The 21,736-nt window shown below is 67.4% G+C and carries 21 protein-coding genes; 3 read left to right on the forward strand and 18 right to left on the reverse strand.

From position 1 onward, the window contains the following. Positions 1-10: 10 nt before the first annotated feature. Complete coding sequence (locus tag E3U26_RS03410; RefSeq protein WP_499105456.1) at positions 11-3,319, reverse strand: TM0106 family RecB-like putative nuclease; 3,309 nt, start codon at positions 3,317-3,319, stop codon at positions 11-13. Between the two features lie 144 nt (positions 3,320-3,463). Then, positions 3,464-3,742, reverse strand: a complete 279-nt coding sequence (locus E3U26_RS03415) for a hypothetical protein (RefSeq protein WP_499105457.1) — start codon at positions 3,740-3,742, stop codon at positions 3,464-3,466. 137 nt (positions 3,743-3,879) lie between these two features. On the opposite strand from E3U26_RS03415, the gene E3U26_RS03420 reads away from it, so the two are divergent. Continuing rightward, positions 3,880-4,854: a helix-turn-helix transcriptional regulator gene (locus E3U26_RS03420; protein ID WP_499105458.1), complete on the forward strand. Its 975-nt coding sequence runs from the start codon at positions 3,880-3,882 to the stop codon at positions 4,852-4,854. A gap of 26 nt (positions 4,855-4,880) precedes the next feature. Beyond that, positions 4,881-5,546, forward strand: coding sequence for a HEPN domain-containing protein (locus E3U26_RS03425; protein ID WP_165905395.1), 666 nt, complete (start codon positions 4,881-4,883; stop codon positions 5,544-5,546). Positions 5,547-5,594: 48 nt separating this feature from the next. Here E3U26_RS03425 and E3U26_RS03430 read toward each other — a convergent pair whose 3' ends face one another. The 15 genes from E3U26_RS03430 to E3U26_RS03500 form a co-directional block, all read right to left on the reverse strand. Next, positions 5,595-7,634, reverse strand: coding sequence for a DNA/RNA helicase domain-containing protein (locus E3U26_RS03430; RefSeq protein WP_499105459.1), 2,040 nt, complete (start codon positions 7,632-7,634; stop codon positions 5,595-5,597). Positions 7,635-7,729: 95 nt separating this feature from the next. Then, the gene (locus E3U26_RS03435) at positions 7,730-7,867 is read right to left on the reverse strand and encodes a hypothetical protein (RefSeq protein ID WP_499105460.1); all 138 of its coding nucleotides are present in this window, start codon (positions 7,865-7,867) and stop codon (positions 7,730-7,732) included. Between the two features lie 16 nt (positions 7,868-7,883). Continuing rightward, entirely contained in the window at positions 7,884-8,141 is a 258-nt protein-coding gene (locus E3U26_RS03440; protein ID WP_409928533.1) for a hypothetical protein, read from the reverse strand. Beyond that, the gene (locus tag E3U26_RS03445) at positions 8,138-8,812 is read right to left on the reverse strand and encodes a YcbK family protein (protein WP_499105461.1); all 675 of its coding nucleotides are present in this window, start codon (positions 8,810-8,812) and stop codon (positions 8,138-8,140) included. Before E3U26_RS03445 ends, E3U26_RS03440 begins: the two co-directional genes overlap by 4 nt. A gap of 73 nt (positions 8,813-8,885) precedes the next feature. After that, complete coding sequence (locus E3U26_RS03450; RefSeq protein ID WP_075784372.1) at positions 8,886-9,173, reverse strand: DUF6127 family protein; 288 nt, start codon at positions 9,171-9,173, stop codon at positions 8,886-8,888. A 19-nt stretch (positions 9,174-9,192) separates the two neighbouring features. Then, positions 9,193-10,269, reverse strand: a complete 1,077-nt coding sequence (locus tag E3U26_RS03455) for a DUF2793 domain-containing protein (RefSeq protein ID WP_499105462.1) — start codon at positions 10,267-10,269, stop codon at positions 9,193-9,195. A 74-nt stretch (positions 10,270-10,343) separates the two neighbouring features. Next, positions 10,344-10,724 (reverse strand): hypothetical protein, encoded by a 381-nt coding sequence (locus E3U26_RS03460; protein WP_499105463.1) that lies wholly within the window; start codon positions 10,722-10,724, stop codon positions 10,344-10,346. A gap of 53 nt (positions 10,725-10,777) precedes the next feature. Next, the gene (locus tag E3U26_RS03465; protein ID WP_499105464.1) at positions 10,778-14,743 is read right to left on the reverse strand and encodes a glycoside hydrolase/phage tail family protein; all 3,966 of its coding nucleotides are present in this window, start codon (positions 14,741-14,743) and stop codon (positions 10,778-10,780) included. Between the two features lie 9 nt (positions 14,744-14,752). Further along, positions 14,753-15,187, reverse strand: a complete 435-nt coding sequence (locus E3U26_RS03470) for a C40 family peptidase (protein WP_499105465.1) — start codon at positions 15,185-15,187, stop codon at positions 14,753-14,755. Further along, on the reverse strand, positions 15,184-16,068 hold the full coding sequence (locus E3U26_RS03475) for a DUF2163 domain-containing protein (protein WP_499105466.1): 885 nt from the start codon (positions 16,066-16,068) through the stop codon (positions 15,184-15,186). The genes E3U26_RS03470 and E3U26_RS03475 overlap by 4 nt, the downstream gene beginning before the upstream one ends. Next, positions 16,065-16,691 carry a DUF2460 domain-containing protein gene (locus E3U26_RS03480; RefSeq protein WP_499105467.1) on the reverse strand — a complete coding sequence of 209 codons (627 nt, stop codon included), beginning with the start codon at positions 16,689-16,691 and terminating at the stop codon, positions 16,065-16,067. Before E3U26_RS03480 ends, E3U26_RS03475 begins: the two co-directional genes overlap by 4 nt. Next, on the reverse strand, positions 16,691-19,108 hold the full coding sequence (locus E3U26_RS03485; RefSeq protein WP_499105468.1) for a phage tail tape measure C-terminal domain-containing protein: 2,418 nt from the start codon (positions 19,106-19,108) through the stop codon (positions 16,691-16,693). The genes E3U26_RS03480 and E3U26_RS03485 overlap by 1 nt, the downstream gene beginning before the upstream one ends. Then, positions 19,101-19,259, reverse strand: coding sequence for a DUF7697 family protein (locus tag E3U26_RS03490; protein WP_227364206.1), 159 nt, complete (start codon positions 19,257-19,259; stop codon positions 19,101-19,103). Before E3U26_RS03490 ends, E3U26_RS03485 begins: the two co-directional genes overlap by 8 nt. 68 nt (positions 19,260-19,327) lie before the next feature. Continuing rightward, positions 19,328-19,783 (reverse strand): phage-derived protein YdaY family protein, encoded by a 456-nt coding sequence (locus tag E3U26_RS03495; RefSeq protein ID WP_499105469.1) that lies wholly within the window; start codon positions 19,781-19,783, stop codon positions 19,328-19,330. A gap of 2 nt (positions 19,784-19,785) precedes the next feature. Next, positions 19,786-20,727: a phage tail tube protein gene (locus E3U26_RS03500; RefSeq protein WP_499105470.1), complete on the reverse strand. Its 942-nt coding sequence runs from the start codon at positions 20,725-20,727 to the stop codon at positions 19,786-19,788. A 56-nt stretch (positions 20,728-20,783) separates the two neighbouring features. On the opposite strand from E3U26_RS03500, the gene E3U26_RS03505 reads away from it, so the two are divergent. After that, positions 20,784-21,239, forward strand: a complete 456-nt coding sequence (locus E3U26_RS03505) for a thermonuclease family protein (protein WP_499105471.1) — start codon at positions 20,784-20,786, stop codon at positions 21,237-21,239. A 10-nt stretch (positions 21,240-21,249) separates the two neighbouring features. On the opposite strand, the gene E3U26_RS03510 is transcribed toward E3U26_RS03505, so the two are convergent. Further along, the gene (locus E3U26_RS03510) at positions 21,250-21,669 is read right to left on the reverse strand and encodes an acyl-CoA transferase (protein WP_499105472.1); all 420 of its coding nucleotides are present in this window, start codon (positions 21,667-21,669) and stop codon (positions 21,250-21,252) included. Between the last annotated feature and the right edge of the window lie 67 nt (positions 21,670-21,736).

Below are 21,736 nucleotides of genomic sequence, written 5' to 3' on the forward strand. Positions count from 1 at the left end.
GATACAAGTCCTACTGGTTGCTTTTTGAGATCCATGCTTCGAGGGCACAGATCGTATTCACCAACTGCATCTGTTCGACCGTCTCGCATTTTGCCTCGCGCAGACGCGGCGCGCCGAAGACCAGCGCCAACCCCTTGGCGCGCGAGACAGCCACGTTGATCCGGTTGAGTGAGAACAGGAAGTCCATCCCGCGCGGCGTTTCCTCGGCTGATGAGGCCGTCATGGAGATGAGGCAGACCGGCGCCTCCTGCCCTTGGAACTTGTCGACCGTGCCGACGCGGATGCCGGGCGGCAGTGCGTCGCGAAGGGTGTTCACCTGCGCATTGTAGGGGGCGACGACGATGATGTCCGTCTCGCGCATGGGGCGGCGCGTGCCGTCCTTCTCCGTCCACTCGCCTTTCAGAAGGTCGGCGGCCGCGGCCTGGATCGCGGAGACCTCCTCGGTCGAGATCTGCGCATTGCCCTCATGCGCGACTGGGACCCAGAACGCTCCTGCCTCGGGGAAATGCGTGCCGGTTACGGCCTGGCGCGCGGTATCGGGGTGGCTGGTCAGCCGACCCTCATAGACCTGGTCCGAAATGAAGCGGCAGACCTCAGGATGCATGCGCCGCGAGACAGGAAGGAAGATGCCGCGGTCCGGCGGGATCGTAGCGTGATCGCCCAGCATCCAGTCGAGGCATGAGAGGTTCGCAGGCTCGGGGTGCGCGCCCTGAATCACCTGCGGCAGCTGACGCGGATCGCCGACCAGCACGATGTTGCGCGCAGCGCGCCCCATGGCGACCATATTCGCGAGGCCGACTTGTCCAGCCTCGTCAATGAAGAGCCAGTCCAGCGACTGCTCGAGCTCCGGGCGCGAGAAGAAGAAGGCGGTGCCGCCGACGACATGGGCCTCTGTCAGCGCGGGGTCGTCGTTGGACGTGGCGCGGGTGATGCCGGCGAAGCCCTCGGGATAGCCGTCGTCTTCACCACTCACCTTGTGAGCGAGCTCGGCGTTTTCCAATGTGATGTCCGGATCGTCGTCCTCTAGCGCAAGAAGACAGCCCATCAGCACATTGCGAATGGCCTCGTGGCTGTTCGAAGCCACGCCGACGCGGTGCCCTCTCCGTACGAGCGACAGAATCGCCCGCGCCGTGACATAGGTCTTGCCGGTGCCTGGCGGCCCCTGGATCGGAAGCACGGTGCCGTCCATCGCGCCCACCGCCGCGATCGTCCCGGCTACGGGATCGGCGCCCTCCAGCAGGTCGGGTTTCGGGCCAGTTGTTAGGCGCGGGGCTGCGCGGGACAGGAGGTCGTCGATGGCGGTGAACCGGCGCGGCCCGCATTGATCCGCGATGACGTCACGCAGTGCCACGGCAATAACGCCGGTATTGAGCGGCCAGTCTGGGTGCAGCGTGAGACGCTCGCCCAGCAGGTGCGCTTTCTTTGGTCCCGCCTTAAGAGTGATCTCTCGCCTCGTCCGGTCGAGAGCCGCAATGTCAATTGTGGCAGGCGGTCCGTCGATAACTGGCACCGTCGCCTTCTTGCCGCCCCGCAGCTTCGTCTCCTGGGGCGGGAACCGATATGTGCGCGCCATGGATCGCTTCTCCGGTTCCGCCGGCCCGAGAGCCTCGAGCCCGGCAAGCGCGTCGAGGTCGTCGATCAACTCGTCCTCGTCCTTACCAGCGCTGTCGAACACGGCCCATTGCGCGGGTTTCGCCTCGCGTTTGTGGAACAGACCGAGGTTGAAAAGCATCTGCTGGCGCTCGTCGGGCAGCCCGGACGCGGCAAGCATGGCACGCAGCTCTGAGGCGTCGGCATCCTCCGCCTCCTCTTTGTCGCCCGCATCGTCGGCCAGACGCGGCCAGGGGCGTTCGGGCCGGACCCGAACCAGCCAATCTTTGAGTTCCTCCGTGGAGATGCAGTCGATGCGGTTGTACTCCTCGATCTCGTCGAGGATCTGCTGCTCGCCCGTCTCGCGCCAGCGCTCGTAGGCGACCACCGACCCACCTGCCGTCTTCACCGCGCCGTCGCGCTTTCGGTCATAGAAGGCTTCCATCGACTTGATGGAATAGTTCGCCTCCGAGCAGATCAGTCCGCCGCGCACGACGGCGTAGAGATCGACAAACCGGCGCTCGCGCAGGAGCCGGTCTAGGAACGCCTCGCCGATCCCGTATTTCGTGGTCAGCCGACGCAGCGCGGTGATCTCGTAAGGTGCATAGTGGTAGATCCGCGCATCCGGGTAGGCGTCGAGCCGCGCCCGGAAGAATGCCAGCAGCTCCGACAGGGCCTTCGCCTCGGCCTCATGGTCATGCGCCCAGAATGAGTGGAACTGCCCGTCGCACCACACGCCGTGAAGGTATTCGAGGCCGCCTTCGTAATGCGGATCGCCCTCGATGTCGTAGAAGATGTCGCCGGGCGCCGGCGCGGGTAGCAGGTCGAAGCCCTTGCCCGTCTCGGGCGCGCGCAGTTCGTAAGCAGGCGCCCCCGTCTTGCGGGCATGTTGAAGCCGCGCCTGGGTGACGAGCTTTGCCCGCGTGGTCTCCGCCATGCCGCGAATGGGGTGATCGAGGCGGGACAGCGCCTGCATGGTCGTAATCCCCGCCGCTTCGAGCTTCTTCACCTGTCCGCGGCTGATACCCGCCACATTGAAAAGGCTGTCCTCGGCGGCCCAGACGCTTTCGCAATGGTCGGCCCAGCGGCACAAGGCGCAATCGGCGCAGGGGATGGGGCGCGTGTGCGACGGGTTCGCCACGAAGTTCTCCAGCCGTGCCCGCGCGCCGCGTGCATAGTGCGCGTAATCTGCGAGGCGCAGGGTTGCGCGCTCCCCCGAGCCGAGCTCGACGTGGGCGAATTCGGGCGCGACCCCCTGAATCTCGGTCAAGAGATCGGAGTAGAGCACGAGCTGGAGGACGTGTTTCGGATGCGGCCGACGCTTCAGCTTGGTGTCGGCGACCTCGTAGCTGAAGGGCCCGAGCGCCGAGGGGCGCTCCACGCGCTCTAGGAAGTCCGACCAGCCGCCCCAGTTGCCCGACAGGAACGCGCCCTGAAAGACCACCTCGGCACCTTCGTTCAACGCCACGCGCGTGGCCTCCGCATCGCGCGCCAGATTGCCGCGCGGGATCTCGACCACGGACCTGCCAGAAACCTTCAAACGCTCCAGATGCGCGGCCTCATGCGCGTCGCCCTGCTTCTGCAGAAGCGCAGCATCCTCGCTGTCCCCGCCCGGTTCTGGCCCTTCGCCGCGCAGGCGCATCAGATCAAGTGTCGTCGCATGGGCACAGCCCATGAACCGCATCAGGTCGCTCGCCGAGAAGAGGATGTTGCCGCCGATTTCCCGCATGGGCTCCTTCAATCGTCAATGAGCGCAACCCGAACCGCGGAAAACGTCTCCTGATTGCAGCTTCTTAAATCACCCCTGTGGGTGTCAATAACTGTCGGCCCTTACGAAGGTCCGCCGCCTGGAGGGCGTGCGAACAGCCACGCCTCAAGCCTGCTTGGTATTCCCGCCACGGACGATCCGGAGGCTCTGCGGAGAAATCAGCGAAGCTCGCTTTCCATTCGCCCCCATCCACAGAGAGAAGCCTTTCTCGATCAGTTCCGCGGCTTCATCGAGGGTCTTCACATAGACGGTGTGTTCGGCGTGATGCTTGGCGTTGCCATGGGCAGGGTCGCCAAGGCGGTAACCTTTCGACGTGAAGTCTGGTTCTTCCACAACGCCTTCACGTGGAGAAACTCGTTCGATCCTGATCACACGCCCACTCATGGCCATCCATCTTCCTTTCGAAGCTTCTGTCTGCCTTTCGCCAGTTCCTCTGCAGCGGTGAGAGAATCAGGTCGACAGGCAACAGATACCTTCTTAGCCTCCAAGGGTGTCAAAAATTGGCAGGCTGCGAGGCGCGCATGTCCTTTTCCAAGGCTCAGGATCTGATCCGGCTCGCACAGTTGGCTGCGGCAAGACGCTGCGGGATCAGCCTCGAGGAGATCTCGCTGGAATTCGGAGTGTCCCACCGGACAGCGCAGCGGATGACCGACGCGCTGGAGGAAGCCTTTGGAAACGTCTTGGTAGAGGATGGCGAGGACCGCAAACGGCGCTGGCGCCTGATCGATCCCGGCCTCGACCGCCTGCAACTTCGCCATGAAACAGGTGTGGAAGCCTTGGAGATCGCCGTTCGCGGGGCGGAGGCCGAGGGTCGGCTACGACATGCACGAGCCTTGGCTGATCTGCGCGAGGGGCTGCTGGCTCAGGCGCCCTCCCGGTCCCGTATCGAAACCGACGCAGAGGCGGTCCTGGCCGCCATGGGGCAGGTCACGCGCCCCGGCCCGAAAGTCAGCGTCGAAACGGACGTGCTCGATGCCATCATCGAGGCCCTGCGCGGCCCGTTTCGCCTGAGTGTGCGCTACAACCAGGACGACGCAAACCGCATCCTGGAACCACATGGCGTCTTGCTCGGCCACCGGACATACCTAGCGGCACGCGACCCCGCCAAAGCAGACGAGGTACGCAATTTCCGCATCGACCTGATCCGCGCGGCGGAAGTCCTCGACGAGAGCTTCCCGCTTCAGGAGGGTTTCAGCATCGTGGATTACGCTGCACGGTCCTTCGGGGTCTGGCAGGATCCCGAACAATACGGCGAGGTGATCTGGCGCTTCGCGCCTGAGGCAGCCGAGCGCGCCGCTGGCTTTCGCTTTCATCCGCGGCAAGTGCTTGAGCCGCAAGACGACGGCAGCCTTGTCGTGCGTTTCGAGGCAGCAGGCTGGCTGGAGATGACCTGGCACCTCTACCAGTGGGGGAACAAGGTCGAGGTCATTGCCCCGGAGGCGCTTCGGGCGATGGTGGACGGATACCGCCGGTCCGATTTCGGCGCAATGCCGTGAACGAGTATTAGAAACGGAGGAATTCGATGACGGACAGCCTGTCGTTTAGCGCCTTAAAGGAGAAGCAACGCGCGATCCGTGCAGGCTTCCCCGAGACGATGGGCCTGCGCGTACACCGCTCCATCAGCTGGATCGGACGAGCCGAGTCGTGCGGCGACGATCACGATGCACGCTTCATCTTCCTCTGGATCGCTTTCAACGCAGCCTATGCAGACGAGCGCGAATTCCAGTGGGTTGCACCCGGGGAAAGGGCTGCGATCGTCGATTACTTTGGCAAGCTGGTGGCGCGGGATGAAGAGCGACGCGTTTACAAGGCGCTATGGCAAAGGTTCTCAGGTCCAGTTCGGATGCTCATGGAGAACCGCTTCGTCTTTAACCCATTCTGGCAGCATCAGAACGGCATAGACGGGTTCGAGGATTGGGAGGAAAGGTTCCGGACCTCCTCGCGCAGCTTTGCACAGGCGTTCCAGGCCGGCGACAGCGTTCGCGTTCTCAGCTTCGTCTTCGACCGGCTCTACGTGCTGCGCAATCAGCTGGTGCATGGCGGATCGACGTGGAACAGCGGCGTGAACCGAGCACAGGTCCGTGACGGCGCCGCGATACTCGGCTTCCTTCTCCCGGTCTTCGTGGACCTGATGATGGATAACCCGAAGGAGGATTGGGGGCGTCCCTTCTACCCGGTGGTCGAGTAGCCAGACTGTACACAGTTCATACGCTCAATAGTTCGATCAGCGGCGATTCTAGTTCTGTGTGAGTTCCGCACACCCCGCTGCAAGCAGAGCTTCGGCACAGGCGTCCATCTCATCCGGGGAACGGGTCGGATCATCAGCCTCGCCCCGCGGCACGAAGAGCACGAGACCGGCCCGGGCCCGGGTAAGCAGCACGCGATAGCCATTCAGCCGAAAACGCTGTTTCTCAGTGTCTCGTGCAATCTGCCATCGAGGCGCACGCATCATCCTCGGCAGCCAACCCTGATCAGTCCAGATCAGGTCTCCACCCCAACACAGGCACGCATAATCCAACTCGAGCCCCTGGCACCCGAACTCGCTCATCGGGGTCTCAAGCGCACCAGCGCTGCGGAAATCAGTGAAGGGCTTCAAGAACCAATGGCCGATGGGATTCAACTCATTTGATCGCGGTGAAGGCGGCACTCCCTCGCCGACGAGGCGGACGGCCCCCGAGCTCGCCAGCAGGCCGACGGTTCGACCGCCCCGTCGCCGTTGACGGAGCCATTGCTTCGCGACGGAGATGTCTCGCGTCATCAAGGCCGGCGGGGCATCCATTCTGGAGGCCAGGGCCTTCGCCTCCACGATGTCGCCATCCAGAAGACGCGCCACCCACTGCGCATGAAGGGGGTTTCGATACGCCCGGATGGCGTTTGCCAGGTGCAGGGCTGACTCCCGTCGAACCTCGACACCGCCGAGCCCGCCCTCAGCGAACATGCCGGATCCTGGAACGTCCGGCCCGCCGTCAAGCGCCTGGGGCGCGGCGACCACACGCCATCGACTGCCTGCGCTCTGAGCTGAGCGCAGCGTCTCCCCCCAGAGAGCGAGGCCGCCTTCGCCCCGATTGATCTCTTGGCCAGGACCAACCAGACAGACGAGGCAGGCCCAGTCCAAGCGATCGAGGATCTCGAGAAAGAGTTCGGGCTCGGAGCTCGGCCGTCCCATAAGCTCCTTGCCAACCTCGGCATCCCAGGCGCGCTGCGCCTCATCAAAGACGATCACATGCTCCGGCGGCGGAGCGCCGTCCGTGTGCTCCTTCAAATAGCCAAGGAGGTTCTGAATGGCTGCGTCAGCGAAACGTCGCGCTTCGGTCTTCGTCATCGCGCCACGCGCAGCGCTGTCCTCCGCCAGGGCTTCGGTCAGCACATGGACCAATGGGCGGTTACCCGAGAGAAGCGCTGCGGGACGGGTCCCCGATCTGCTCTTGAGTGCGAGGTCCAATCCGAGCAGCGTCTTGCCGGCGCCAGGTGCGCCGGTCACGAAGCACACGACTTTGGCACGCGACGCCTCTGCCTCGGCGGCGATTTCCTGCAGCGCTGCTGCCGCAGCCTGCAACTCGGCATCGGCTGCGTCACCGCGCCCAATGTCTGCGATCTCGTGCCCGGCATAGAGCGCCTGCGCTGCCTCCACGATGTTGGGAGTCGGCCGGTACGGTGAGTAGTCGAACCCGTGCGCGTCAATCGCGGCAGCATTCGGATCGACATGGCTTTGCAGAACCAGAAACGCGTCTGCGAGCGTTGTCGCATTGGCTTCCATCAACGTACCGACGCCTTCGACCAACGTTGTCGCCGGCGGCCTCGCCCGCGCCCGCTCAGCGCATAGGATCGGCAGGATCAGCCGCTGCTGTGAGGCCTCGTGGAAATCGCTGAGCGATTGGGCGTAGCGCTCCGTCTGGACTCGGTCGGCGCTCTGAAACCCGGTGGCGTTGATCTTGAATTCGATCACGCCGACGACGCCGGGTGCAAGCACAACCGCATCGATCCGTTTTCCGAGCCGCAGCAGCGGGATTTCGAGGAGGAGCTGCCAGTCGTCGCAGAGCGAGCCTAGCTTTGCGAAGCTTTCCTTCAGAATCTCGATTTCGCGCTCCCAGGCGCGAAGTTGCTCGGCCTCCGCGGCGGCGTGGAAGGCAACGTGGCGAGATGACAGCCTGCCGATGATCGCGTCATCGTCGGTGATGCGAAACTCTGAAATAGGTGCAGCGTAGAATGAGCGGCCCGTGCGACGCCCGGGGGTTTGCGGCTGGTCAGCCTCGTCCAGGTCAGGGGATAAACTCATTGTGCGCCAAACCGCGTCCTAAAAACCCATGAAGTCATAGGACTTAGCATAGGTCGCAAGTGGACGGACTCACAAGAGCAGCGATCTACAGAAGGCTACCGCCGCGCCTGCTCTCGCATCACCGCGTAGTCCGCCAGCATCTCTGCGATTGCCGACCCTTCCGGCAGCAGGGTCAGTTCCTCGGCCGCCTGCGCCTGGAACTCCCGGCTGTATTCGACGACAGGCGGGCACATCCCGACGCCGGTGAGGTCAGAAGCGCCCGTCGCGCAGCCGCTCAGCCAGATCGTCGCGAGAGCGAGGGCGACGCGCCGCCGCCTCGAGCATCCGTCGTTGCGCGTCATGGGTTTTCTCCATGGTTTCGAGCTGCTCGGCCAACCGCCCCGTGCGCTCTCCGGAACGGCGCAGGGCCAGCAGGAACAGGAGGATCGCAAGGGCGGTGACGCTGTAGCGGAGCGCCGTGCGCGCCCATGCCGATCCGGCGAGCGTGGCGAGGAGGCCGCCGATCACCGCTGCCCCCGGCGCCAGTCATCAAGGCGCGCGTAGATCGTGACGGCGATGCCGCCGAGGGCGACCGCGATGAACACCCAGCGCAGGGTGTCGAGATACGGGACGAGCGGCAGGATCGCGGTCTGGGTCTCGGTGAGCACCTGCTCCGCCACCTCGACGCCGGCCGCTCCGAGCGTCGCGACGCCCGCCGCGCCACCGCCCTTCATGGTCCGGCTCCGCGCCAGGACCTCGCGCGCCGGCGGGGTCTCGGCCGCGAAGGGAACGGCACGTGCCGGGAACCGCTCGCCCCACTGGCGTGCGGGCCCGAGGTCGATATGGATGAACCCCGAGCGTGGGTAGAAGCCGAAGCCGAGGAACCCGACCTCCCGCGCCGCCGCCTCGAAGGCCATCGGGTCGTGGTTCGCCATGGCGATGTCGAAGGCGGCGCCGTCGAGGTGCTTCGATCGGGTCGCGCCGCCCACGGCGCGGTTGTGCTCTGGGCTGCGATAGGCGGAGCGGACGATCAGCGGCTTGCCCAGCCGGTCACGCAGCGCCTGCAGCTTGTCGAGCGCGGGCGCGTTGATCAGCAGCTTGCCGGTGCCCCGGCAGGCGATCTCGGCTGAGCTGAAATTTGGCCAGCGCCAGGCGCTCTCCGGAACGTCGCGCCAATGGCGGTGGAAAGTTGTGGTCATTGGGTCCTCCAAAACAAAAAACCCGCCTCAAGGGCGGGTGCGGTTGGGCTGAAGAATGGGGGATGGGGCGCGGCTACGGGCCGCCGCCGAAGATCTTGAGCTTGATGGCGATGCCCGCGAGCAGCGCCAGCATGACGCCGGTGGTGATCATGCGGACGGCGGTCTGCATGGCGGTGCGGCGCACTAGCCGGATGCAGTCGACCAGGGAGCGCAGATCGCGGATGTCGAGGGCGGCCTCGTCGCCATCGAGGCCGACATCGGCGAGCGCGCGCTTCGCGCCTTCCTCGGCGGCGCGCGTCAGGATCGCCTCGAACTCGGCGTCGGGCATGCGCACGAAGCCCTCGGATCGGGGTGGGTTCATCGGATCCTCCTTTCGCCGGTCAGCCGATCTTGCAGCCCCAGAAGGACGTGTGATCGGCGGCGAAGTAGCCGTCCGCGACCCGGAAATACCCCTGCAGCTCGACGGTGTCGCCGACCGTCAGCGGTACCATGGTCTGCAGCCAGATCGCGGTAGCGAGCGAAGCATGGGTGGCGGAGATTTCGCCGAGGGAGCCGCGGATTTCGGTCGTGCCGTTCAGCACGAGCCGCCCGCGCATGCGGGCCGTAGCGCTGGCGTTGATCTTGTAGAGCAGCGTCGCGCCGAAGAGGTAGGTGCCGTCGACAGGCGCCACGAAGTGGTTGTTCGCGGCGTCGAACGCCCCCTGATCGTTGTAGTCGGTGTTGTTCAGGCCGATCTTCGTCCAGGCCCCCACACCAACATAGTTGTCGTAGTTGGTGTATGCCTTGAAGCGCGGCAGCCGGGGCTGGTCGACGACGCCGGTAGCGTTGTCGACGCTCAGCCCGTCGAAGAAGGTGCTGCCGTCAGCAGAGACCGCGAGCCGAAAGCGGTCGGAGCCGAACAGCCCAACCAGCGCCTTGGTGACAAAGCCGGTCTGCAGCGTCAGGCCGAGGTCGTCGCCTGCCGCCTCCTTGTTCATGGTGTAGAATAGATCGCCGGTCCCACCCTCGGCGACGGTCTTCGCGGTCCAGAGCGCGGCGTTCAGCTTGGCCGAGAACGGGTTCGATGCATCTGCCGTGGTGCCCAGCCCGAGCAGCGCGAGGTTCTGCAGCGCGGCTGGCGTGGTACCGACCCAGCCTGAGCCGTCGTAGACCAGCAGCAGGCCCTCGTCCTCGACCCACGCCCGCCAGCCGTTGCGCGGCGGCAGTCGGAGCCAGGCGCCATCGGTCCAGAGCGCGACGTTCAGGTCCCAGCCTGCCCAGTCGCCCGTTGAGCCGGAGGCGACGATGTATCGGTCGCCGTCGGCGGGGCTTCCGGGTGGCGCGGTCAGGTCCCGGTCGAGGACGGAGAGCTGCACGAGCCCGTCGAGGATCCTCAGCGCCTCGTTGTGGGTGATGTGCTTCTGGGCCTGCGCCGCCAGGATGTAGGGCAGCAGCAGATGGGTCGTGGCATCGGACATGGACGGTCTCCAGAACGGAGAACGCCGCCTGCATGGCAGGCGGCGAACAGTGACGCAGCGGTGGTGCTGACGAGCTACCCGTGCTCGGGCGTCTTCCCCGGAATCGCGGACAGAACTGGGTCGGGTTTCGCCGCGTCCCACTTCGCGGTCATCGCGGCCCAGCGATCAATTTCGGCACGGAAGGCCGGGTCATCGATCCGCAGATGGAAGGTGTAGAGCCGATCGACAATCTCGCGCATGAGCGCGCGCATCTCGTCGTCATCGATCCGAGAGACCTCGGACCAGGGAATGCGGTTGCCTTCTGCATCTTGGACGATGACGTCGCTGCCGTCACCGGTGCGCGAGATGGGCGTCCGGCCCGCATGCAGGGCCTCCAACTGCGTGTTGCGCACGCAGGCCACGGCCATCACTCTGGCAAGCTGGGCTGCTATTCGGTCTTCGTCTTCAGGGCGCATGACCCAAGCTTACGCCGCAGGATGCGTGCTCTTCCAGAACTCATTGCGATGCCTCAAAAGGTCAGCGTGACGGTCTTGGGCGCGCCCCGCCCGACGAGGGCGGAGAGCTGGAAGATGCGGATGTCGAGCGTGTCGCCGGGGGCGAGCGGCGCGCTCCAGTCTGCGGTCTGCTGGGCGGCGGTGTAGACCACGCTGGTGGTTGCGGTGCTCAGCACCCGTTTCACGGTGGCACCGTCGAGGATCTCGACTTCATAGGCTTCGAGTTCCTCGCCGAGCGGCACCTCAAGCCCGCCCCAACTGTCGGCCGCGAGCGCGCGGGACCGGCGCGTCCAGCGGATGGTCAGATCGCCGGGACCGCGTGGCGTGCGCCACGGCTGCTCGACATGGACGACGGAGAACGGCCGCAGCCCCACGCCCACCGGCGTGAAGGCCTGCGCCACATAGGTCTCGTCGCTGACCGGGCGGCTTGCGGGACCGATGCGCCAGTTCCAGGGGATGCCGAGATCGGCCTCGGCGATGGGCAGTGAGGCGAGGCTGTCGTCCAGCACCACCACCCGCGCGCCTGCGGGAGCCGGATTGCCCATCGCTCCTTCGGTGCCCCGCTGGCCACGCAGCAAGCGCGTCAGCCGATACCGGCCGGGCGCCAGCAGCTCGGCCGCGCCCGCCTGCACGATCTCCCAGATGCCGGGCGTGGTTTCCACTGCCAACGCATTCGCCCCGCCGAACAGGGTCAGATCGGTGACGCTTTCCAGCGTGCCGGTCAGCAGATCGACCACCAGCGCATTGCCGAGGTCGAAGCGCGAGGTCGGCCCCACGAAGAAGTCGGTGACCAGCGCCCCGATCCGGGCGCGGCTGCCGAACGTCGTCAGCAGCTCGAAGCCATCGGTCGAGGGGCTGCGGAACACCGCCATCTCGCCCGGCCAGGGAAGAGCGTACGCCGCGACCAGCGGCCGATGCGCGGGCTGGTCCTCGGTGAGCTGCGGCAGGTCCATCAGCACCGAATCCGGCGCGCCGAACACCACGGCCCGCGTCAGCGACGCCGCGCGGGGATCGCCGGGCGGCAGATCGTAGGTCGCCCGGTCCTGGCGCACCGCCTCGATGCCGCGCGCCTCGGCGTCGGCGATGGAGACGAGCCGCAGATCGACCAGCCGCCCGTCATGCTCCAGCCGGATCGCGTCGGCCGGATCGAGCGCGAGCCGCGAGGGCGGCAGACGGAACGCCACCGTCTCGCGCCCCACCCACGCCTCCATCAGCGCACGGCGGCAGCGGCGCTCGGCTTCCTCGGGCGGCACCGCCATTGGAAAGGACTCGGAGGCGATCCGGGTCGTGTCGACCGTAATGCGGCGGGCTTCGACGAGCGCCGCGTCGTAATCCTCATCGGCGCGGGCGATCTGCCACTTCAACGCCTGCGGCAACTCCGTCTCCTGGCCACGCGTCAGTTCCAGCACGTCGCCCTCGCGGGCGGCCACCAGATCGTCGGGTGTGAGGGTGGCGACGGAAGCCCGGCCGCGCATTACGAAGCGGATCACGCCCTCGGTCTCGACCGCGTCGAAGCCGAAATGCCGCGACAGCGTGGTGATCGATGCGCGCGGGCTTTCGAGCGCCGTGATGGCGTAGCCCTCGACCGCGCCCCAGAGGCCGGTGACATCGATCAAGGACTCGGGCAGACCTGCGCGCAGACAGACGTGCCGGACGAGTGCGGCCAGCGACACCGCGCCGAGCCGCCCCGTCAGCCAGTGGCCGAGCCGCCAGTTCGCCCCGTCCGTCCAGACATCGGTCAGCGCCGGGAAGAAGGGATAGGGCCGCGCGTCCCATGTCCAGGCGGCGCATTCCGGCACATGCACCATCCGGCCGCCGTAGACGGAGGACTCCAGGTTGTTCGTGGCCTCGCCCCACCAGAGGTACGTCGCCTCCAGATAGGCGCGCTGGATGGCGTCGTCGCGCCAGCCCCGCGAGAAATGCGGCGTGAAGCTCTCGGACGACTTCGGGTCGAAGAAGACGTTCGGCTGGTTCGTCCCCCGGTCGATGGCGGGACAGCCGAGTTCGGTGAACCAGATCGGCTTGGACTGCGGCGTCCATGCCGTCGCCGTCCCGCTCTCCACACCACCGGGGCGGTTGTAGTGCGCGTTCGACCACCAGCTGCGCAGATCCTTGTAGCGGAAGACCCATGGCTTGCTGGCGGCACCGTCGGTGATCGGGGTGCGCACCTGCGCCGAGCGATCCGCCGCGCTGGCGTAGAACCAGTCGAAGCCTTCGCCGCCGACGATGTTCCCCTGCAGATAGGCCCGGTCGTAGATCGCGGGCCAGCCCTCTTGCGCGTCGAGATGCTCGAACCCGTCGCGCCAGTCCGAGAGCGGCATGTAGTTGTCGATGCCGATGAAATCGATCTCCGGATCGGCCCAGAGCGGATCGAGGTGGAAGAACACGTCGCCGGTGCCATCGCCCGGCTGGTGGCCGAAGTATTCCGACCAGTCGGCGGCATAGCCGATCTTCGTCCCGGCCCCGAGGATCGAGCGGACATCGGCAAGGAGGTCCCGATACGCCTGCACGGCCGGATAGGTGGACGCGCCCGAGCGGATCGTCGTCAGCCCCGGCATCTCGGTGCCGATCAGGAAGGCGTCCACCCCGCCCGCCGCCGCGCAGAGATGGGCGTAGTGCAACACCATGCGCCTCAGACCCCAGTCGCCGGATGGTCCGGTCCACGAGACAGACTGGCCCGAGACGCTGAAGCTGGCGGGCGTAGCCGCACCGAACAGCGCCGCGACCTGCGCGGCGGCCGTGGCGGTCTTGTCCACCGTCCCGGCGAAACCAGCCGCCGGGGAACAGGTGATCCGCCCCCGCCAGGGAAAGGCAGGCTGGCCCGTCTCCGCAGCGTTGTCGGAATAGGGGTTCGGTAGCGTATTTCCGGACGGCACATCCATCAGAATGAACGGATAGAAGGTGACGCGCAGACCGCGCGCCTTCATCTCCTGGATCGCCTGAACCACCGCGAAGTCGGACGGCGTGCCGCCATAGACCGGGCGATCCTGATCGTCGCGGCTGACGAGGAAGGCGTTGGCTCGGCTGACGCCATTCACCGACCAGCTGGCCGGCGTGGTCGACTTGGCCGAGACCTCGACACCGGGCCGCACCTTGCAGGAGCCCGCGCGCAGGTCGTCGCCGAACCAGGCGACGACGAGGCTGACGCTCTCGACCGAAGGGGCCATCGCTTGCAGCCGGTCGAGCGCCTCCACCATGTCGGTCGAGTCTGCCAGCGCGTTCAGGTTCTCCGGCACCGTCGCGCCGCCATCGGTCTTGCGGATCGCCTGCGTCGCGTAGGTGAACTCGCCCGAGGCCGGGATCATGGTGACGGCGCGGGTCAGCCCCTCGGCGGTGTCGGGATCGGCCAACGGCCGGAAGACTTCGAACGACAGCTGCGGCAGGCGGTTGCCATAGGTCGAGAGCGCCACCTCCTCGAAAACCACGTAAGCCGTGCCCCGATAGGCGGGCGTGCTGGCCGCGCCCATCTTTGCGGCGATGAACGGGTCGGCCGTCTGCGTCTCGTCACCGGGATACCAGCGCCAGGTCACGCCGGAGAGGTCCATCGGCTTGCCGTCGGCCCAGATGCGCCCGATGCCGGTAATCGGGCCCTCGCAAAGCGCCACGGCGAAAGAGGCGTAGTAGAGATACTCGGTGGTCTTGACCTTGCCGCCCCCGCCGCCCTTGCCGCCGCCCTGCGTGGTGGTCCTGGTCTCCTCGCGGAAATCGGTCGCCCAGATGATGTTGCCGCCCATTCGCATCCGGCCATAGAGCCGCGGGATCACCGCGCCCTCGGTGGCCGAGGTGATGCGCAGCGTGTCGAGCCGCGCGCCCTCGATGCGCTGGGTGGGCGCCAGCGACGAGATGATCCAGCTGTCGACGACAGAGCCGATGGTGGAGCCGATGAAGCCGCCGATAGTCGCGGCACTCACGCCAAGGATCGCGCCGCCGATGCTGCCGCCAATGGCGGCGCCGGCCGCGCCGAGGACAAGCGTTGCCATGGTTGGATCTCAGCGTTGCGGGAACAGAAAGGCGAAGGCGATGCGCCGCCGCCAGGCTTGCGTCAGCGGTTCCTCGATCACGCCGAGCCGCTCATAGGCGTGGAGGAAGCTGTCGGGGCCGGTCAGGATCCCGACATGCTTGGCGATGGCGCGGGGCTTCATGCGAAAGAGGACCAGCGCGCCGGGACCGGCCTCTACGGGAGGCACCTCGATCATCATCCGGCGCGCGCCGTCCGCCAGAACCTCGCGCGGTCCGGTCTCGCCCCAGTCCCGGCTGTAAGGCGGGATCGCGAACGGCTCGGGGCCGACGACCTCGCGCCAGACGCCGCGCGCTAGCCCAAGGCAGTCGCAGCCGACGCCGCGGAGACTCGCCTGGTCGTGGTACGGCGTGCCGAGCCAGGAGCGCGCAATGGCGATGACGCGAGTGGGATCGGCGGAGGTCACAGCACCGACCCTTCGTGCCCACCGTCCTTGGTGGCATAGCGGAGTACGGCGTCCTGACCAGGGATGTGCGGGAAGCCGCGAAAGTTGGCGGTGTTCGCGAACTTCGCCCCGCAGGTTTCCATCCGTTTGTCGCAGCCCGCACGGATGGTGAAGCCGTCGTCCTCGGCGATGGACCGCACCGGCGCCTCCAGCAGGGTCAGGATCGCCACGCCGTCGGTCACCTCATGGCCCAGCACCTCGGTGCGCCGCCCCGCGTTCGCACCGCTCGTCCAGTCCAGTGTGCCGAAGGTGAACCAGCCGGAGGCGAAGACGCCGAGGCCCGAGGCGGTGAAGGCCCGGTCGCGCAGGAGATCGATGACGGCGCCCGTGCCCTTAAAGGCCGGGTCTTCCAGATCCACGCCGCAGCGTGCGTCGCCGAGCGCGGCATCGCAGGTCGCCTGGAAGGTCCGCCCGACCGTCTGGCCCAGCACATGGGCGAGCGAGCGGACCTCCGCGACGAAGGCCAGCCGCCCGCGCCGGATCTGGCCGATGGCCCCGCGCCGCATCAGGACGCGCTGGCTCGTGTCGGCCCAGTTCACCCGCCAGACCTCGACCTCAGCATTGTCCCAGCGGCCGTCGAGGATGTCGGTCTCGGTGATCCGGTCGGATGTCAGCACGCCCTCGGCGTCCTGCGCATCGACCGACAGGTCCGAACCGGAGCGAACCTCGGACGCGGTCAGGCCGCTCTCGGGCTCGAAATCCGTCCCGTCGAAGCTGAGCGTCCGGTCGTGGTCGGTAAAGCCGAAGGTGACGCCGTCGGCCCGCGTGATCCGCCAGCACCAGGCGAGCGTCGTTGTGCCCTCGTCGAGATGGGCCTGCAGGTCGGGATCGAGGGTTTTCATCGGCGCAGTTCCAGCAGCGGAATGGAGGTGATCGAGCCGAGCCGCTCGAGGTCGAGCGTCACGTCGAGCACGTCGGTGTCGAAACGGACCGGCACGTCGAACTCGAAACCCGCCGTGATCGCAACGCCAGCGCCCGGCGCGCCGCTGAAGGTGACGACGCCAGTGGCGGTGTCGACCGACCAGCCGGAGGGCTGCTCGACCCCGCCGAGGGCGATGCGCACAGTCCCCGCCACCGGCTTGGCGATGGCGCGCGTCCAGGATTGCGCGCCGGAGGCGTAGCGCTTCACCAGCTGGAAGGCGGTCGCCGCGCCGTCGCCGGTGCCGATGGCCTGATCGGTGGACGACGGCGTGCCCGAAGGCAGGCAGGACTTGTGGTCGCCCCAATCCTTGAAACGGAAACCGTGCAGGCGACCGTTCCGTGCCTCGAAGAAGGCAACCACCGCCGCCAGATCGTCGGCGCGGCGAATGCCATAGGCGACGTCGTAGCGGCGGCGCGAATTGGCCCAGCTGGCGTTCCTCTCCTCGTCGCCCGAAGCGAGCTCGACGATCTGCGTGCGCCGCTCCGGCCCACCCCGCGCGCCGCGACTGATGTTGTCGGGAAACCGAACCTCGTGAAACGCCATCACATGCCTCTCCGCCCGAGCGACACCGCTCGGGCGATGTCGGCCGCGACCTGCGTGCGTGACTGCCTGAAGCTCTCGGCGTCACGCGCCATGATGGTGACGTTTACCCCGCCGCCAGTGCCGTAACTCTGCGCCTCACGTCGGGACAGCACGCGCTCACCCCGTTGCAGGATCGCGGGCACCTCGTCATGGCGTATCCCCGCCATGCCGCCTGAATGCATTCGCGGGGCAGCGGCGAAGGCCATGGCCGGGACCATGCGCGAGGGCCCGGCCGATCCGACCATCCCGCCCGCATGCAGGACGTTGGCGAAGATGCCGCCCGCCCCGGAGAACACGCCGGAGAGCGCGTTGGCGATCGGCCCGAGGATGAACCGCCGCGCCGCCAGCTGGGCGAGATCGGCCAGCAGCGAGGTGACCAGATCGCGGAAGTTCAGCTTGCCGGTCTTCACGAACTGACCCACGGCGTTCTCGGCCGACTGGAAGGCGCCGACGAGGCTCTGGCCGATGTCGCCACCGATCTCGCGCGCCTTGCTGGCGTAGTCCGAAAGCGCCGCCGTGACCGCCTGCCAGCCGGTGACGGCAGCCTCGGTCGCGGGCTCCGCTGCAGCGGCGGCAGCTCCGGCTGCCGCACTCGCACCCGTCGCGGCGCGTTCGGCATCGCCGAGCGCCGTCTCCAGCCGCTCGGCCGCACCGGTAGCCTCAGTCAGCACATCGGCACTGGCCTCGTCGGTACCGCGCACCGCGTCGCGCAGCGCCTGCCAGCTTTCGAGAGGCGCGCGAGCCCCCTCGGCCAGATCGCGGGCCGCGCCGCGATAGACGTTGGCGGACTCGAGCGCCCGGTTTGCCGCCTCGGTCAGGCCGAGATCGGGGGCGGTCAGCGGATTGTCCTCGAAGGCCCGGTCGAAGGCTGCCTGCGCCGCTGTCGTCGCGGCGGTCGCCGCCCCTTCGAAGCGGTTCTCGATCTCGCCGAGGTCGAGGTCGGGCACCAGCGAGATGCGCCGCTCGGAGCCGAGCGCTTCCAGCCCCTGGTTGATGCCGCCGATGAAGCCGTTGATGCGCGAGACCACGCCGTTCAGCATCGCCTCGACGCCATCGACCAGGCTGTTGGCCGCCTGGAACGCCAGATCGCCGATTGCGGCCGGCAGCAGGCCCCAGATCGCCTTGATCGCCTCGTAGGCTCCCTCGAACGTGTTCGCGGCAGTGTTGCCGAAACCGACGACGCTCTCGATGGCGCCCTGCATGCCCGACGCGGCGTCGGCCTTAAGGTCGAAGAACATCGCCGTGGCGGCCGCACCCGCCGCAGCAGCGCCCATCCTGATGCGCTCCCAGACCTCGACCGCGAGGTCCTTCAAGAGCGACATCGCCTCGCCGAACCCACCCGCGCCGGAGACGAGGCGGGTGAACTGGTAGATGAGCTCGCCCGCGCCGACGATCAGCGCCCCGATGCCGGTGCGGATCAGCGCACCGCGCAGGACGACCAGCGCCGTGGCGAGCCCGCGCACGGAGAGCGCCGCAGCGGCCATGCCAGCCACCCATCGCCCCGCGAGGAAGGCGGCGAAGGTGGCGGCATAGGTGGTCAGGCGGCCGATGTTGTCGAAGAGCCCGCGGATCGCGATGCCAAGCGGTCCGGTCCGGCTGGCGACTGCCGCCATGGCGTCGGCGACGGCTTCCAGTGCCGGGGCTGCGGCGACGGCCAGCTGGTTGGAGAGCCCGCGCCAGATCAGCCCGAGCCTTGAGATGGCATCGTTCGTCCGCTCGATCTGGTCGGCATCCTGCTCGGAGACGACGACCCCGAAGGCGAGGACGTCCTCTGTCGCCTGGCGCAGCGTCGCGGTGTCGATCCGCGACATGGCGATGGAGCCTTCCTCGCCGAAGAGCTGACCCGCGACGGCGGCGCGCTCGGCGGCAGGCACGAAGCTTTCGATGGCGGCGTTGATCGCGCCGACGCGCTGGTCCAGCGGCAGCGCGATCAGCTCATTGGCCGAAAGCCCCAGCCGGTCGAGCGCGTCGGCGGCGGGTCCGGTCCCGGCGGCCGCCTGGCTGAGACGGCGCGTCAGGTCCTTCGTGGCCTGTTCGATGCCGGACATCGACACGCCCGCCAGTTCGCCCGCGCGCTCCAGCGTCTGGATCGAGGCGACGGTGGTGCCGAGGGACTGGGCGAGCTTGGCCTGTGCATCGACGGTCTGCAGCCCGGACCGGATCATCGCCACGCCAGCGGCGGCAGCGGCTGCCACGGCGGCGGCGGCCGCGACCCGCACTCGTCGCGAGAAGGCCGCGAGCCGGGCGTTCGCCGCCTCCATCTCCCGGCTCAGCCGTCCGAAGCCGCGCGATCCGGCTTCGCCCACGCCTTCCAACTCGGCGCGCACCTGCCGTCCGCCCACGGCCGCGAGGCGGACGCTGACCCTCTTCTCAGCCATGGGAATGATCCATCTGTTCGTTGAGTTTGGTGACCATCACTGCCTCGATGACCGGCAGCAGTTCGGCCATGGCGAGCGGCGGCACGCCGAGGGCGTCACCGAGCGCGAGCGCCGCCGACATGTCCCAGCCGATCACCGCGCCGGGGAGCACGCGCAGCTGGCCGCCGAGGCGGCCGACGAGGTCCCAGACCTGCCAACCCTCCGGCGTTTCCGGACGGTTCAGCCGCGCCGGGCAGTCCGGGCAGGCTTGCGCGCTGGCTCCGCAGGGTTCGCAACCCTCGCAGTATCGCTCGCCCCCGCCGAAGGACCATTCGGCGAGAGCGCGGAGGCGTTTTTTTCCTGCTCCAGCAGCAGGCCCTTGGAAACGTAGGTCAGCTGGAAGGCCTCGAAGATCGGCCAGACGTCGAGCAGCGCGTCGATGGCCTCCGCGCTGGGATCGATGGCGTTGCCATCGGCGTCACCGATGCCCTCCCAGGCGAGCACCGCCCGCCGCGCCAGCGCCTTGGCGAAGGCGACCGCGCGCTCCTCGTCGGAGGCCTCCTCGGGCACGGCCTCGACAGCCGGGTCGCTGCGTGTCGCCACCATCAGCGCTGTGGTCAGCGGGCGCAGCTGCACCCGGACGCCGGGGGCGAGGTCGTGCCAGCGCGGAGCGTTGGTCAGGTCGAGCGTCAGCATCCTCAGTACACCTCTATGTCGTTGATCAGGGTTGCGGTGCACATCCGGCCGACGACGCTGTCGCGGGCGGCCTGCCAGTCGAAGGTGGCCTGCACGCCTTGCGGCCCGGAGATCTCGATGCGGGGACGCGGCAGGTAGACGGCGTGCACCGTGAAGGTGAAGCTCTCGCCCGAGGGCAGGACGTAGGCGAATTCCATCTCGCAGGCCTCGCCGTTGATGGCCTGCGTCACCAGCGTCTGGTCGGCGAAGCGCACCTCGATCCGGCCGGTCAGCGCCGCTATGGACGGGTCCGCGCCGTCGATGCGCCCGTCCGAGCGGATGGTCTCGATCCGGTCGAGGTTGTTGGCGTAGGTGATCTCGGCCGAGACTACATTGCCGAGCGCCGTTCCGTTGCGCGTGATCGCCCCGTTGAAATGGCCGAACCGCTTCAGCTCGAGCGCGGCGGGCGTCCCGGCGCTGGTGGTCGTGCCCACCGTCTCGCCCTGCGCCACGAGCCGCGCCGTCGCGGTCAGCAGGCCCGAGCGCTGCATCTGCCAGGTGATCTGGTCGAGCACGCAGCCGGAATACATCGCGTAGCGCGGGACCTCCGGCATGCCGGTCTCGATCGACATGCTGGGCAGCGTCCAGGACCCCGACTGGAACTCGTGGGTGTACGGCGCATCCACGCCAGTGGTCGTCGGTGCGCCGAACGCCGCCTTCAGCCAGAATCCGAAGGCCTCGGCATCGAGCGGCACCACGACATCGCCGTCGGCCGTCACCGCATCCTTGATCGGCGCCAGCGGATCGCGGCCGTAGCCCAGCAACTCCGAGTTCAGAAGCGGCTGCTCCGCCCCCAGCGAGGTGCTGGCGAAGGGCATGCGGGTGAAGCCGCTGGCGGGCGGCGTTCCATAGGTCGTCTCGAACGCAAGCGCCATCAGCGCCCGCGCCCCCTGGGCTCGTGCCATGGTGAACTCCTTGATGTTGTTGATGCGCGGTTGCGTTCGGTCAGGCCGTGCCGCACATGAAGGTCATGCGCATTACTGGTCCGAATTCCCCGCTCAGCATTTCCGGTCGCTGGATCACCACCCGGATAATCGTTTCTGTCCTCACGGTCCTTGTTCTTTTGAACGCCCCCGTCCTGGCACAGACGAATACCGTGAGCGGCGCGGTCCGCTATGTGACGGACGGCGACACCCTATCACTTCGCGGCGTTGATCGGCCGATCCGTGTCTGGGGTCTCGATGCTCCCGAACGCAACGAGCGCGGTGCTTCCGCCGCGACATCCACTCTGCAGCGGCTGGTCGCCGGGCAAAGCCTGACCTGTCGTGTACGCGACATCGACCAATACGGGCGGATCGTCGGGCAGTGCTTCCTCCCCGATGGTCGCGACATCGCCGCTCAGATGATCGCTGCCGGAGTGGCCCGGGAATACTGCTACTTCTCGGGCGGCTACTACGGCACCTGTCGCGGCAACTGACACGTCGGCGCTAGCCGAGCGGGTCGGCCGTGGAATAGTGAAGCATAACGGGGATCACCGCCGCCTTGAGGCTCGCGGCGCCCTCGACTGGCAGGTCCACTGGCCGCGGCGCTTCAGCCTCGACCCAGTCGCAGAGGCCGCCCAGCGTCCGGTCGGCGGCGAGTGCCGCACCGACGCTCGCGATCAGCGTGTCGAAGGCGACGTCACGGTCCGCGCCCTGGACGACGGCCTCGATCTCGGCGCGATGCTGATAGTGGTAGCGCAGCGGCGACAACGTCACCTCCGGCTCCCCCGGCTCGCCGTCACGCAGGATCAGCAGCCCCTCGGCCGGGACGCGCTCGGGAAGCACTTCGCCGCGGAGCACGGTGGCAGGCAGTACCGAGAGTCGCGCGTGCAGCGCGGCGAAGATGGTTTCGCGTGCTGTGGGCATATCTGTCACGCGACTCCGCGCTTGACGTTTGTTTCGAGGGTGTTTGGATTAATGAAGGCCGCGCGGA

The organism is Paracoccus ferrooxidans, from assembly GCF_029909815.1.
Taxonomy (GTDB): domain Bacteria; phylum Pseudomonadota; class Alphaproteobacteria; order Rhodobacterales; family Rhodobacteraceae; genus Paracoccus; species Paracoccus versutus.

Coding starts and splice junctions, on each gene's coding strand:
- E3U26_RS03410 (WP_499105456.1), bottom strand. CDS start 3,319: ATGCGGGAAATCGGCGGCAACATCCTCTTCTCGGCGAGCGACCTGATG.
- E3U26_RS03415 (WP_499105457.1), bottom strand. CDS start 3,742: ATGAGTGGGCGTGTGATCAGGATCGAACGAGTTTCTCCACGTGAAGGC.
- E3U26_RS03420 (WP_499105458.1), top strand. CDS start 3,880: ATGTCCTTTTCCAAGGCTCAGGATCTGATCCGGCTCGCACAGTTGGCT.
- E3U26_RS03425 (WP_165905395.1), top strand. CDS start 4,881: ATGACGGACAGCCTGTCGTTTAGCGCCTTAAAGGAGAAGCAACGCGCG.
- E3U26_RS03430 (WP_499105459.1), bottom strand. CDS start 7,634: ATGAGTTTATCCCCTGACCTGGACGAGGCTGACCAGCCGCAAACCCCC.
- E3U26_RS03435 (WP_499105460.1), bottom strand. CDS start 7,867: ATGTGCCCGCCTGTCGTCGAATACAGCCGGGAGTTCCAGGCGCAGGCG.
- E3U26_RS03445 (WP_499105461.1), bottom strand. CDS start 8,812: ATGACCACAACTTTCCACCGCCATTGGCGCGACGTTCCGGAGAGCGCC.
- E3U26_RS03450 (WP_075784372.1), bottom strand. CDS start 9,173: ATGAACCCACCCCGATCCGAGGGCTTCGTGCGCATGCCCGACGCCGAG.
- E3U26_RS03455 (WP_499105462.1), bottom strand. CDS start 10,269: ATGTCCGATGCCACGACCCATCTGCTGCTGCCCTACATCCTGGCGGCG.
- E3U26_RS03460 (WP_499105463.1), bottom strand. CDS start 10,724: ATGCGCCCTGAAGACGAAGACCGAATAGCAGCCCAGCTTGCCAGAGTG.
- E3U26_RS03465 (WP_499105464.1), bottom strand. CDS start 14,743: ATGGCAACGCTTGTCCTCGGCGCGGCCGGCGCCGCCATTGGCGGCAGC.
- E3U26_RS03475 (WP_499105466.1), bottom strand. CDS start 16,068: ATGAAAACCCTCGATCCCGACCTGCAGGCCCATCTCGACGAGGGCACA.
- E3U26_RS03480 (WP_499105467.1), bottom strand. CDS start 16,691: ATGGCGTTTCACGAGGTTCGGTTTCCCGACAACATCAGTCGCGGCGCG.
- E3U26_RS03485 (WP_499105468.1), bottom strand. CDS start 19,108: ATGGCTGAGAAGAGGGTCAGCGTCCGCCTCGCGGCCGTGGGCGGACGG.
- E3U26_RS03495 (WP_499105469.1), bottom strand. CDS start 19,783: ATGCTGACGCTCGACCTGACCAACGCTCCGCGCTGGCACGACCTCGCC.
- E3U26_RS03500 (WP_499105470.1), bottom strand. CDS start 20,727: ATGGCACGAGCCCAGGGGGCGCGGGCGCTGATGGCGCTTGCGTTCGAG.
- E3U26_RS03505 (WP_499105471.1), top strand. CDS start 20,784: ATGAAGGTCATGCGCATTACTGGTCCGAATTCCCCGCTCAGCATTTCC.
- E3U26_RS03510 (WP_499105472.1), bottom strand. CDS start 21,669: ATGCCCACAGCACGCGAAACCATCTTCGCCGCGCTGCACGCGCGACTC.